The organism is Vibrio sp. 1F253 (assembly GCF_041439295.1).
In the GTDB taxonomy this organism is placed as follows: domain Bacteria; phylum Pseudomonadota; class Gammaproteobacteria; order Enterobacterales; family Vibrionaceae; genus Vibrio; species Vibrio tasmaniensis_A.
In genome coordinates, this window is sequence record NZ_JBGONU010000007.1 from 71,745 (window position 1) to 85,042 (window position 13,298).

The 13,298-nt window shown below is 44.5% G+C and carries 13 protein-coding genes; 5 read left to right on the plus strand and 8 right to left on the minus strand.

The features are described from left to right. Positions 1 to 287 precede the first annotated feature (287 nt). Complete coding sequence (gene glyA, locus ACED28_RS05775) at positions 288 to 1,538, minus strand: serine hydroxymethyltransferase (protein ID WP_017084166.1); 1,251 nt, start codon at positions 1,536 to 1,538, stop codon at positions 288 to 290. Positions 1,539 to 1,885: 347 nt separating this feature from the next. Here glyA and ACED28_RS05780 point away from each other — a divergent pair, with 347 nt between their 5' ends. Then, entirely contained in the window at positions 1,886 to 2,488 is a 603-nt protein-coding gene (locus ACED28_RS05780; protein ID WP_017096802.1) for a YitT family protein, read from the plus strand. 180 nt (positions 2,489 to 2,668) lie between these two features. Here the strand turns inward: ACED28_RS05780 and treC are convergent, their stop codons facing one another. The 5 genes from treC to gmhB form a co-directional block, all read right to left on the minus strand. Then, entirely contained in the window at positions 2,669 to 4,354 is a 1,686-nt protein-coding gene (gene treC / locus ACED28_RS05785; RefSeq protein WP_371709481.1) for an alpha,alpha-phosphotrehalase, read from the minus strand. Positions 4,355 to 4,476: 122 nt separating this feature from the next. After that, on the minus strand, positions 4,477 to 5,901 hold the full coding sequence (gene treB / locus ACED28_RS05790) for a PTS trehalose transporter subunit IIBC (RefSeq protein ID WP_371709482.1): 1,425 nt from the start codon (positions 5,899 to 5,901) through the stop codon (positions 4,477 to 4,479). A 149-nt stretch (positions 5,902 to 6,050) separates the two neighbouring features. Continuing rightward, entirely contained in the window at positions 6,051 to 6,995 is a 945-nt protein-coding gene (gene treR / locus ACED28_RS05795) for a trehalose operon repressor TreR (protein ID WP_012604622.1), read from the minus strand. A gap of 90 nt (positions 6,996 to 7,085) precedes the next feature. Beyond that, entirely contained in the window at positions 7,086 to 7,427 is a 342-nt protein-coding gene (locus ACED28_RS05800) for an MliC family protein (RefSeq protein WP_012604623.1), read from the minus strand. A 63-nt stretch (positions 7,428 to 7,490) separates the two neighbouring features. After that, entirely contained in the window at positions 7,491 to 8,042 is a 552-nt protein-coding gene (gene gmhB / locus ACED28_RS05805; RefSeq protein ID WP_371709483.1) for a D-glycero-beta-D-manno-heptose 1,7-bisphosphate 7-phosphatase, read from the minus strand. Positions 8,043 to 8,282: 240 nt separating this feature from the next. On the opposite strand from gmhB, the gene metN reads away from it, so the two are divergent. The 3 genes from metN (at position 8,283) to ACED28_RS05820 (ending at position 10,866) form a co-directional block, all read left to right on the plus strand. After that, positions 8,283 to 9,317, plus strand: coding sequence for a methionine ABC transporter ATP-binding protein MetN (metN, locus tag ACED28_RS05810; protein WP_012604625.1), 1,035 nt, complete (start codon positions 8,283 to 8,285; stop codon positions 9,315 to 9,317). After that, positions 9,307 to 9,990 (plus strand): methionine ABC transporter permease, encoded by a 684-nt coding sequence (locus ACED28_RS05815; protein ID WP_009847449.1) that lies wholly within the window; start codon positions 9,307 to 9,309, stop codon positions 9,988 to 9,990. The genes metN and ACED28_RS05815 overlap by 11 nt, the downstream gene beginning before the upstream one ends. Before the next feature lie 66 nt (positions 9,991 to 10,056). Then, positions 10,057 to 10,866 (plus strand): MetQ/NlpA family lipoprotein, encoded by an 810-nt coding sequence (locus ACED28_RS05820; protein ID WP_069591676.1) that lies wholly within the window; start codon positions 10,057 to 10,059, stop codon positions 10,864 to 10,866. A 117-nt stretch (positions 10,867 to 10,983) separates the two neighbouring features. Here the strand turns inward: ACED28_RS05820 and ACED28_RS05825 are convergent, their stop codons facing one another. Both ACED28_RS05825 and syd read right to left on the minus strand, forming a co-directional pair. Continuing rightward, complete coding sequence (locus ACED28_RS05825; RefSeq protein WP_012604630.1) at positions 10,984 to 11,760, minus strand: Zn-ribbon-containing protein; 777 nt, start codon at positions 11,758 to 11,760, stop codon at positions 10,984 to 10,986. 4 nt (positions 11,761 to 11,764) lie between these two features. Continuing rightward, on the minus strand, positions 11,765 to 12,310 hold the full coding sequence (gene syd, locus ACED28_RS05830) for a SecY-interacting protein (protein WP_009847453.1): 546 nt from the start codon (positions 12,308 to 12,310) through the stop codon (positions 11,765 to 11,767). 131 nt (positions 12,311 to 12,441) lie between these two features. Here syd and queF point away from each other — a divergent pair, with 131 nt between their 5' ends. Further along, positions 12,442 to 13,287, plus strand: coding sequence for an NADPH-dependent 7-cyano-7-deazaguanine reductase QueF (queF, locus tag ACED28_RS05835; RefSeq protein WP_009847454.1), 846 nt, complete (start codon positions 12,442 to 12,444; stop codon positions 13,285 to 13,287). Positions 13,288 to 13,298 lie beyond the last annotated feature (11 nt).

A 13,298-nucleotide genomic window follows, 5' to 3' on the forward strand; every position in this document is an offset into this window, starting at 1 on the left:
ACCTAAATCTCATACCTACAGATACAAAAAAGGCCCCAAAAGGGACCTCTTAAATCAATTTTCAAAGTAGTCGTTTGAAATTCTAGGAGAGCACGCGGAGCTTACGGATGTAAGTGAGCATGCTCGACAACGACTTTATTACTTACGAATACAAAAAAGGCTCCCAACAGGAGCCTTTCAAATCGTATTTTTCAATCAAATAGCTTTAGTTCAAGGAAAAGGCGCGGAGTTTACGAATGTAAATGAGCACCTTTGACACCGAAATTAAGCTATTTGAGCCAGAAAAATTATGCGTAAACAGGTAGACGCTTACAGATTTCTAGTACTTTCGCTTTAGTTGCTTCGATAACAGACTCATCACCCATGTTATCTAGGATGTCACACATCCAACCTGCTAGCTCTTTCGCGTCTGCTTCTGAGAAACCGCGACGAGTGATAGAAGGAGAACCGATACGGATACCAGAAGTAACGAACGGGCTACGTGGATCGTTTGGTACTGAGTTCTTGTTAACTGTGATGTTAGCTGAACCTAGTGCTGCATCTGCTTCTTTACCTGTGATGTCTTTGTCGATTAGATCAACTAGGAACAGGTGGTTCTCTGTAGAACCTGAAACGATGTTGTAACCGCGTGCTAAGAATTCAGCAACCATTGCTTTTGCGTTAGCCACTACGCGAGCTTGGTATTCTTTGAACTCTGGTTCTAGAGCTTCTTTGAACGCTACTGCTTTACCAGCGATAACGTGCATTAGAGGGCCACCTTGACCGCCTGGGAATACTGCTGAGTTCAGCTTCTTGTAAAGATCTTCGCCTTCGTTAGAAAGGATAAGACCACCACGAGGACCAGCAAGCGTTTTGTGCGTTGTTGTTGTAACAACGTGAGCGTGTGGAACTGGGTTAGGGTAAACACCTGCAGCGATAAGGCCAGCAACGTGCGCCATATCTACGAAGAAATAAGCACCTACTTTGTCAGCGATTTCACGCATGCGCGCCCAGTCACAAACTTGAGAGTAAGCAGAGAAACCACCGATGATCATCTTAGGTTTGTGCTCGATAGCTAGCGCTTCCATCTCTTCGTAATCGATTTGACCTGCTTCATCGATACCGTAAGGGATAATGTTGTAAAGCTTACCAGAGAAGTTTACCGGAGAACCGTGAGTTAGGTGACCACCGTGCGCTAGGCTCATACCTAGAACAGTATCGCCAGCATTCAGTAGTGCCATGTATACAGCGTTGTTTGCTTGAGAACCTGAGTGAGGTTGTACGTTCGCGTATTGAGCGCCAAACAGTTCACATGCACGTTCGATTGCTAGAGTTTCAACTTTATCTACGAACTCACAACCACCGTAGTAACGCTTACCAGGGTAGCCTTCAGCGTATTTGTTTGTAAGTTGAGAACCTTGAGCTTCCATTACACGTGGGCTTGTGTAGTTTTCTGAAGCGATAAGTTCGATGTGCTCTTCCTGACGAAGAGTTTCTTCTTGGATAGCTGCGAATAGGTCCGCATCGTAATCAGCAATGTTCATGTCACGCTTAAGCATCTGTATCTCCTGACTCAGATTGTACTGAAAGTTTCAAAAAAACCACACAACGACCGAAAGCAAACGTTTCCGTCACCGTTTTGATGTGACGCATTCTACATAATTTGATCTAGGTCATAAAGAGCTAATTGCAATTTTATCATGCAGTTTTTTCATAATCACATATAAGATTCATCATGGTTATTAAGCTTATCCAACCAAAGATGACGCTTACTGTCAATTTTACGCTTTACACCCTGTAAAACGCAGATTACATAGGTTTACCTTAATTTTGCCCCTCAAGCTACCGAAAGCTAAGGTTTTTCTCTACTATGCACGCCTTTATTGGTTAGGTAATTATTAAAACGATGGAAAAACACTCACGTAAAGAAGATTGGGTAGCTATTCTCACTGGCACGTTTTTAGTGGCGTTAGGCGTCTTCTTTTTACAGTCAGCAAATCTGCTTACCGGTGGTACTACTGGCTTGGCTCTGCTTTTGAGTCAATTCTTACCTGTAACCTTTGGTATTTTGTACTTTGTTGCCAACTGTCCATTCTATTTATTAGCTTGGAAACGATTTGGTCGTAGCTTTGCCATTAGCAGTGCAATTGCTGGCGCTTTAGTCTCGGTATTTGCTGATCATTTATACTTAGTGATCTCGCTAGAAGTTCATAACGAGATCTACTGTGCTGTTGCCGGTGGCCTGTTAATGGGCTTAGGTATGCTTATCCTATTCCGTCATCGCTCGAGCTTGGGTGGCTTCAACGTATTGTGTTTGTTTATCCAAGACCGCTACGGCATATCAGTAGGAAAAACTCAGATGTGCATTGATGCTTGTATTCTGTTTGCATCCTTCTTCTTTGTATCACCTTGGGTGATTGCCGTATCTGTATTAGGCACCGCAGTATTGAACATCGTATTGGCAATGAACCACAAACCAACTCGCTACTCGGTGAATTACGCGTCTTAGCGTTCATTACCTGCTCTGTCGTTACTGGTACTCGATACGCAAGCTTTTCGCAAGCAAACTCGAGGCACGATAAATCCATACATCAGTAAAACAAAAAGGCTTTGGGAAGCACTCCAAAGCCTTTGTAGATGCCTAATTCTTAAGGGGAATAGAATTAGGCTTATAGAAACAGAAACAAGGTTAATCTTCAATCAAGAGAATACGAGTCTCGTAAGGTCGTAGCACTTGATGATGAGACGTAACTAAACTCTCGTTCACCTGATAATTGGATAACAGGCTCTTAGCCTTCATCATCTCAAAACGCTCAGGTAAAACGCACTCTGTTTCTTCGCCATAATAGTTATTAATACACAGCAGAGTTTGCCCTTCACTCTCACGAACATACGCAAATACAGATGAATGCTCAGGCAATAGATCTTGATAGCTGCCATCCGTAATCACCGGTAGCTGTTTACGTAACTCAATCAAAGCCTTGTAAAAGTAAAATACAGAGTCTTTATCTTCCAACGCTTGCTCGGCGTTGATTTCAGTGTAGTTATTCGCCACATCAAGCCATGGTTGAGCTTGTGAGAATCCGGCGTAAGGCTCACTGTTCCACTGCATTGGCGTACGAGAGTTATCACGAGATTTCTGCGCTAAGATCGCCATCATATCTTGATGAGCCACACCATCACGGTTCACCATGATATCGTACATGTTGGTGCTCTCTACATCACGATACTGGCTGATCTCGGTGTAACCCGGGTTGGTCATGCCAATCTCTTCACCTTGATAGATATAAGGTGTGCCTTGCATCATGTGAACCGAGGCGGCAAGCATCTTGGCTGATTCAACGCGATATTGTTGATCGTTACCTAAGCGGCTCACCACTCGTGGTTGGTCATGGTTACACCAGAATAGTGCGCCCCACCCTTTTCCGTTTAAGCCAGTTTGCCAATGATTGAAGATCGATTTGAGCTGTAAGAAATCAAACGGCGCATTGGTCCACTTTTCACCATTAGTGTAATCAACCTTAAGGTGGTGGAAGTTAAACACCATTGATAGCTCGCTGTTATCAACGTTTGAGTATTGCTGACAATGTTCCAACGTGGTTGAAGACATCTCACCTACGGTTACGCTACCGTATTTTTGGAATACCGCTTCGCTGATCTCTTTCAGGTATTCGTGCACTCGTGGGCCATCGGTATAGAAACGGCGACCATCACCGATATCATCATTTGGGAAATCTTGCTGCTTTGAAATCAGGTTGATTACGTCCAAGCGAAAACCATCGACGCCCTTCTCAGCCCAGAAGCTGATAACGTCTTTCACTTCTTCACGTACAACCGGGTTCTCCCAATTAAGGTCAGCCTGTTCTTTGGCGAATAAGTGTAGGAAATATTGTCCAGTCGCCTCATCTAATTCCCATGCATTCCCACCGAACTTAGACTGCCAGTTGGTTGGTGCTTGGCCACCTACTGGATCTTTCCAGATGTAATAATCGCGGTATGGGCTGTTTTTGTCACCCAGTGCAGACTGAAACCATGCATGCTCTGTTGAAGTATGGTTTACCACGATATCCATCACGATACGGATGCCACGTTGATGCGCTTCAGACAGTAACAAGTCGAAGTCTTCCATGGTGCCGAATTGAGGGTTAATCGCGTAGTAGTCTGAAATATCGTAGCCATTATCGATCATAGGAGATGCGTAAACAGGGGTTAGCCAAATCGCATCCACGCTCAAGTTTTTGAGGTAATCCAGTTTCGAAATGATCCCTTTGATATCGCCAGTACCTTTACTGCCACTGTCACAAAAGCTCTTTGGGTAGATTTGATAGATGGTTGCGGTTTTCCACCAGCTTTCATCATGTTCAGTCATCGCCATCTCTAACACTCACTTACCAGAAAATATAAAATAAAAATCACCATGCAAATCATGGTCGAATAGCCGTTATGACTAAGATAAAAAGCGATAACTCACATTGGAGTCATCGCTTATTAAATGCATTACGCGTTCGCGGTTTCTAACTCACCCTTGGATTGGGCTCGCTTGTAGAAGAACAGGGTTAGCGTGATAGGCAATACTATCGCCACTAGCATCGCGACTAAGTAAATCGACCAATATTGAGGTTGAATCGATAAGATGCCCGGCAAGCCACCAACACCGATACCATTCGCCATCACACCTGCACTACCACAGATTGCAGCCGCTGCGGCACTGCCGATCATTGCGCTCAGCATTGGGAATTTGTATTTAAGGTTGATGCCGTACATCGCTGGTTCCGTCACACCTAAGTACGCAGAGATTGCCGCTGGTACCGAAATGTCTCGTTCGCCTTCGCGCTTACTCAAAATGATGATGCCGACAACCGCTGAAGCTTGTGCAATGTTTGATAGCGCAATCAAAGGCCAGATTGGTGTGCCACCTAAGTCTTGCATCAGTTGTAAGTCCACAGCGTTGGTTGTGTGGTGAATACCCGTGATAACCAAAGGCGCGTATAGGAAGCCAAAGACCACTGAACCAAGAATCGCGAAGTCACCTGTCATTGCCACTTTGGCAGCGAATGCCACACCATCACCCAACATGCGACCGAATGGACCAATAAAGGCGTGAGCCAGAATCACAGACAAGATGATCGAGACAAATGGCACGACAACTAGGTACAGATAAGAAGGTACAATGCGTTTAAGGTTGGTCTCAATGAAGGCCAGAGCCACACCCGCTAACATCGCAGGGATCACCTGAGCTTGATAACCGACTTTCTCAATCACGAACAAACCAAAGTCCCACACCTCAGGTACCGATTTACCTATCATGTAAGCGTTCATCAATTGTGGGGAAACCAAGGTCACACCGAGCGTGATACCCAAAATAGGGGTTCCGCCGAGTTTCTTAACCGTCGCCCAACACACACCAACCGGTAGGAAGAAGAAAATCGCTTCGCCAATCAACCATAAGAAAGAGTGAACGGTTGCCCAAAATTGGCTGATCTCAACCAAGGTTTTGCCGTCGAACATGCGAATGTCGCCAATCACATTACGGAAACCAAGAATCAAACCACCAGTAATAATGGCAGGCAGCAGTGGTACGAAAATTTCGGCTAAATGGGAGATACCACGCTCAAGGAAGTTCATGTTCTGGCGAGCAGCCAACTTCGCCTCATCTTTTGATGATACATCTTTGCCAGTTTGCTCAATCAAAAGTGCGTACACCTCATCAACCTCGGTGCCAATAACCACTTGGAATTGACCTGCGTTAGTAAAGCAACCTTTTACCAGCTTAAGCTTCTCTAATTCTGCTTTGTTCGCTTTTTCTGTATCATTCAATACAAAACGCAGTCGAGTCAGACAATGGCTGACACTCGCAATATTCTCTTTGCCACCGACTAACTCGATAAGACGCGCAACGTCTTGCTTCGCTATCTTACTCATACTACCCCACCCTGGTTTCATTCAATTACTCACCTAAACCATGCAGCGATAGCCACTCGGATTCAGATAAATGGGAACAGTCCCATTGATTGAAAGAGATCACACTCTAATTTTAATCTAAGCGGTTCAATTTCGCTTGATTGAGTGGATTATAGAATAGGTGATTGAGTGTGATGAGAGATCTCTGCATTGCCTAAAAGCTGAGAGATCAATAGATTAGCGGCCAATTTACCCGCAGATTGATACCCAGGGTCAATACTAAATACTCGCGGAAACAAGAAAGAGAGAAGATCATTGCCACCAACACCGGTCACCACCACATCTTCACGTTGTAGTTCTTGCAGACGTTTGATTACACCAAGAGCCAATGTGTCGCTAGCACAAACAAGTGCTTGAGTGGTAGGAGTCAGTACCTCATCCACCAGCTGATACGCACTTTCATGATGAAGTTGGCCAGTACGATAATTGGCAATCACTCCAGCGCTTTCACACCACTCGAGATAGGCCTTAAGACGCAGTTCACCTGTTGATTTATCGCTAGGATCGACGCCAATGAAACCAACCTCAGAGATTCCCTGCTCTGCTAGATGCGTTAACGCACTATTGATCACCTGTTGGTTATCATAGTTAATCGACGTCACGTTCTCGGTATCCAGAGCAATCACCACCGCTTTGTGTTCCCAAGCTTCAATGGCAGGAATATCACAGTCAGTAAAGCCAAACACAATGATGCCATCTACATTGCGACGCTTGAGAACCTGCAGATGCTCATTGGCTTTTTCTCTATCAAGCTGACTTTCCATGATCACGACATCGTAATCCGCTCGATACAATTCGGCCAGCATCGTACTTACCGCTTTGTTTTCAGAGGGGGAATCCAGACGAGAGATGATGACACCGATGACTTTTTGACTGCCACCACGCATCGACTGCGCAGACTTCGAAGGCGTGTACCCAGATTCTTGAATGACTCTTTCCACCCTTTCACGGGTTTCAGGTTTTACTTTGGGATCATTGGTCAGAACACGAGATACGGTAGACTTACCAACACCGGACAGCTTAGCAATATCGAGAATAGTGAGTTTTTTGCTCATAAAAAGTCTGACGTTAAAGGGAAGAGAAAGAAAAAGTGAGGGCGAACTCCCTCACTTAACTGTTTGTAAATCCTAGTAGATAACTATGACCTACTTTCGGCAGTTTTTATAGATAACACGACCAAGTTCCAGACGTGCATTGTCACCTTTAGTTCTTAAAGTTACGCTATTGATCAGTTCAGAGGTTCCATCATCTAAGATGTACTTCGTTCCCGAGCCTGCCGCTATTTGAGTGAGGCGATATTCATTCTCGGGTAAACGTAATACCGCTTTTTCATCACCAAGGTAAGCGACCTTAAATGAAGCGTCAGACTCACATTGATAAATCACGAATTGATCGTCCGATACTGCGCTCTCAGTCTCAGGAGCTGCTGATTTAGAGCATCCGAATAACGCTACCGTACATAGAGATGCTATCAACAATGCTTTCATACTGCGTTCCTCATCTTTATATAGTGAATAACACTTATATCTAAGTGAAAGAGACTTAGTCTCTTAACCTTTTAAGAATGCTGGTACATCTTTAATACTGTCAAGCACGACACTTGCAAGCGCTTCACCTTTTTCAGTGATTGGCTTACCGGTTCTTACCAGTACTTTAGTGCCAACACCCGCCGCTTCTGCAGCCATCATGTCTTCAGCTTTATCGCCGATCATGACCGAGTTAGCCATATCAATCTTCAGAAAGTCACGCGCAGAAATGAACATGCCTGGCTTTGGTTTACGACATTCACAATCTTGTTTGTAGTCACCAACACCTTGCTCAGCGTGGTGCGGGCAGTAATAAATACCATCTAGCTCAACGCCGTTATCAACAAAGTTCCAATCCATCCACTGCGTTAGAGAAAGAAAACGGTCTTCACTAAACATGCCGCGAGCAATACCAGATTGGTTGGTCACTAACACCAATAAATAACCCATATCTTTAAACGCTTTCGCCGCTTCAAACACACCATCGATGTATTCAAAGTCATGTTCATCATGTACGTAGCCGTGATCAACGTTAATCACACCATCACGATCTAAAAAAACAGCAGGTTTAGACAAAATTCAGTTCTCTATCAGCTCTCTATTAATCATTAATTATTACACGCTTTATTTGCTTCATCACTATCTATTTAGTTTTGCGTTCGTTAACGATTTGTTTCTAGTTTAACTTCGCAATTCGCGTTTAGCCGTCTAGACGTAAAAATATCTATTGACTTAGATCATAGAACACCATAGCATCATCTGTAAATCGAGTGAGTCATCAATATATTATTCTGTTCTACCTGCACGGGTTTCTCTATGATTAAAGTGAATCAAGTCAATAAGGTTTTTTATCAAGGCACTAAAGAAATCAATGCCTTAATTGATATCAACCTCCACATACCTCAAGGTCAAATCTTTGGAGTCATCGGCTCTTCAGGTGCAGGCAAAAGTACCCTTATCCGTTGTGTAAACATGTTGGAAGCTCCAACATCAGGTGAAGTGATTGTTGACGGTATCGACCTGACAAAACTCAGCAAATCAGAACTTAGCGAAGCACGCCGTAACATCGGCATGATATTCCAACACTTCAATCTGCTGTCTTCTCGTACTGTATTTAACAATGTAGCACTACCTTTAGAGCTTGCTGGTAAAGATAAAGCTGCGATTGAAGCGAAAGTGAGTGAACTACTTGAGCTTGTCGGCCTATCGGATAAGCGTGATACCTACCCTGCGAACTTAAGTGGTGGTCAAAAGCAGCGTGTCGCGATTGCTCGTGCGCTAGCTTCAGACCCGAAAGTACTACTGTGTGATGAAGCGACCAGTGCTCTGGATCCAGCAACGACTCAATCTATTCTTGAGCTGCTACGTGAAATCAACCGCAAGCTACACATCACGATCCTACTTATTACGCACGAGATGGACGTAGTTAAGAGCATTTGTCACGAAGTCGCGATCATTGGCGGTGGCGAGCTAGTAGAGAAAGGTACAGTTGGCGACATATTCGCACACCCTAAGACAGAGCTAGCACATCAGTTTATTCGCTCAACGCTAGACCTATCTATCCCTGAAGATTATCAAGCGCGTTTGCAAGAAACTCGTGTTAACAGTAGCTACCCATTAGTACGTCTTGAGTTTACTGGTGCAACGGTTGATGCTCCGCTGATGACGCAAATTGCTCGTAAATTCAATATCGATGTCAGCATCTTAAGCTCTGACCTCGATTACGCCGGCGGCGTGAAGTTCGGCATGATGGTCGCTGAGCTGTTCGGTAACGAAGCCGATGATAATGCTGCTATCCAATTCCTACGCGACAACAATGTAAAAGTAGAGGTGCTTGGTTATGTCCTTTAGTTTCAACGAGATTGCTGACTGGATCAGCCTTAACGGCAACCTTCTATTGGAAGCAACAGGCGAGACACTTTACATGGTTGCTGTTGCTGGCATCGTTGGTTTCGCTGTCGGTATTCCATTAGGCGTTATTCTACACACGACTAAAAAAGGTGGCCTGTTAGAGAACACCAAGCTAAACAAAATTCTTGGTGCGGTTGTGAACGTGGGCCGTTCTGTGCCTTTCTTAGTACTGATGGTAGCGATCATCCCTCTCACTAAGATGCTGATTGGTACCTTCATCGGTACAACTGCAGCGATTGTTCCGCTGACGATTGGTGCTATCCCATTCGTAGCTCGACTTATCGAGAGTGCACTACTTGAAGTACCAACAGGTCTAGTGGAAGCAGCTCAGTCAATGGGCGCAACACCCACACAAATCATCAATAAGGTTCTGCTTCCTGAAGCACTGCCGACTATCATCAACTCAGTGACGATTACGCTAGTGACTCTTGTGAGTTACTCGGCAATGGCTGGAACTGTGGGTGGTGGTGGCCTAGGTGATGTCGCGATTCGTTACGGATTTCACCGCTACGATGTGACCATTATGGCAGTAACAGTCGTCATGTTGATTGTGCTAGTACAAATTATTCAATCAATCGGTGATTCATTAGTTCGCCGCGTTGACCACAGATAACGACTTACAGACCAAAATCAAAGTCGTCTGAACCAAATTAAATAGATTTATTAAAAGGAGATTATTATGAAATTTAACCTTAAAGGTTTACTTACTATTGCAGCAGTAGCTTCAGCGCTAGTACTAGCAGGTTGTGGTGATAAAGAAGTCGATACTTCTAAGATCAAAGTTGGCGTAATGGCAGGTGCAGAAGCACAAGTTGCTGAAGTAGCAGCTAAAGTCGCGAAAGAGCAATACGGCCTGGATGTTGAACTGGTCACTTTTACGGATTATGTAACACCTAACGCAGCGCTAGATGATGGTTCTATCGACATCAATGCATTCCAACACACGCCGTACCTAGATCAGCAAGTTGCTGACCGTGGTTACAAGCTAACGGTCGCAGGTAACACTTTTGTTTACCCTATTGCAGGTTACTCTAAAGAAGTTAAATCGGTAGACGAAATCCAAGATGGTGCTCGTATCGCTGTACCAAACGACCCAACAAACCTAGGTCGTTCTCTACTGCTTCTTGAGCAGCAAGGTTTACTTGAACTTCGTGAAGGTGCAGGTCTTCTAGCTACCGTTCGTGACATCGTTGGTAACCCTAAGAACCTAACGATTGTTGAACTAGACGCAGCTCAACTGCCACGTTCTCTTGATGATGTAACTTTATCTATCATCAACACTACTTACGCGAGCTCTATCAACCTGACTCCACAAAAAGATGGCGTATTCGTTGAAGACAAAGATTCTCCATACGTGAACCTAATCGTTTCTCGTGAAGACAACCTAAATGCAGAAAACGTACAAAACTTCGTTAAAGCATATCAAACAGAAGAGGTGTACAACGCAGCTTCTGACATCTTCCAAGGTGGCGTAGTTAAAGGTTGGTAATCAGCTTAAATAGACACTTATAGATACCGAAAGGGGCTGACTCAATGTCAGCCCCTTTTTAAATGATGAAAGTTTGTTAGAAAGTAAAGCTTCTCAGGGTGAATCAAACGAAGTCGATTACTTGAGGTGATCCCAAGAAATGTTGGATACCAGACGGCAATCATCACACTTGAAATAGAAAATATCGTGGATTGGCGCATCTAACAGCCATTCACCACCACATTGTGGGCATTTGCGCTCTTTTTCATCTTTCAGGCTGATCCCACCGACACGATATAAGTAGTAGTAAGTTGGAATCTTAGTCAGAAATTCAATGCGCCCTCTTAGACCCCAACCGCGTTTAAACAACACACTCTTAGTATCACTGATCTCGGTTAGCGTTGCATGTTCAGCACGGCAACCACCACCCATTTGCACTTCATCACAGGCTTGCCATTCGGTCTGCCATTTCAGTACGGCTTTATGATCGCCATTAAATGTCGGCGGGTTACGATATAGTGGAATAGGCAACAAGCTGTCGCCACTGCGCAGCGGTGAACAGGTATGCACGAACGTCGTGTACAACACTTGCCAGCTCGGCGTTTCATCTTCGGCTACTTCTTCGGAGTTAAGATCTCGGCCAAGCAGACGCATCTTAGGCGCTAATAAACTCGCCGCAGATAAGCGCTCGAAACAGACTTTGACGAAGTCTGAATGATTACGTGGGTGTAAGCTATCTTGCTCCGGACACACAACGCGAACATAGAATTCACCGTCACCCATCACGATTGGAAACTCACGACCTAACACTTGTCCGTTATAACGAAGAGCATCCATTAAGCCATTAACCGCCTTATCGACAGCGCTTACCGTTGTGTTATCAAAACACTCAAATTGAAGTTCTAGTACGTACATCTATTTATACCGCTGGTTGTAGCTTTTCTAAAAATTCTGCCAATGTCTCGGCTAGTACATCACGATTTTTGGTGCCTAAGCGCTCTAGGATCACGTTCCCCGTTAGGTTACAGATAGAGATAACATCCAGTTCAGCATCAGTCGCGGCAATGAAAACCGTTGGTTTTAGCTTCAAACGACGCTGAGTCACTAGGTGACCTAAGATGTTTTCTTGTAGGCATTCGAAATCTTCATCACTCCAAATCTGTAACAGAGTCAGTTCGTTACCATCAAAAGTCGCGTTCATATCCGCACTAAATTGTGCGCCGTAGAAAGTCTTGACGTCTTCATGCAGAGTCAACTCAATACCCGTTTCAACATTGGTGAAATCTGCGAATTGCTCACGTGGATAGTGTTTCCACAACACGGCATCACCACTCTTTTCTTCTACGCATGGCGATACGATGTCCACTAACTCCTCATTGCGAGGTAAGCTTTGGTGTTGCTGCTGCCACGCGTCAACGTATCGCTGACTGAAAGAAAGTAGTGCGTCTTGAGCGCGTTGAGTCATGAAAATCTCCTAAACACAAAATAATAAATAGAATCGGGGACCTTTCCGTGCCGATTAAGCGATGACTTAATGACAGGGTAATGGGGATTCAGTAAAATCGACCCCATTCTAATCGAATTTGAAACGAAAGTATGAGCAAATATTCTGACGCAAAAGAGCTAGCGGGGTTAACCCTGGGCCAAAAAACTGAGTACTCTAACCAATACGATGCAAGTTTATTGCAACCAGTACCTCGTAGCCTTAATCGTAATGATCTTGCGTTAAACGGCGAACTGCCTTTTGTTGGTCATGATATTTGGACGATGTACGAGCTTTCGTGGCTAAACACCAATGGCTTACCACAAGTGGCTGTTGGTGAAGTGTTCATTCCGGCAACCAGCCAAAATTTGATTGAGTCAAAATCTTTCAAGCTGTACCTAAACAGCTACAACCAAACTCAGTTTGAAAACTGGGATCAAGTCACTGAGCGTCTAACTCAAGATTTGTCGGCATGTGCAGGCGAGTCTGTGATTGTGAATGTAAACTCAGTAACCGATTACACCAACCAACCTATCGTGACGATGGAAGGTGACTGTATCGACAATCAAGACATCCAAATCACCAGCTATGATTTTGAAGCGTCACTGCTTGAAGGCGCTGCTGGCGAGCAAGAAGTAGAAGAAACTCTACATAGTCACTTATTGAAGTCGAACTGCTTAATCACCAATCAACCGGATTGGGGCAGCGTAGAGATCGCATATTCCGGTAAGCAAATTGACCGTGAAGCTCTGCTACGCTATTTAGTTTCTTTCCGCGAGCATAACGAATTCCACGAACAATGTGTTGAGCGTATCTTCACTGACATCATGAAATACTGTGCACCATCGAAGCTAACCGTATTTGCACGTTACACGCGTCGTGGCGGTCTGGATATCAATCCATACCGTTCAACTGAGCAAGATAGACCAAGCCACAATAAGCGTATGGCTCGCCAATAATCGGCGTGAAC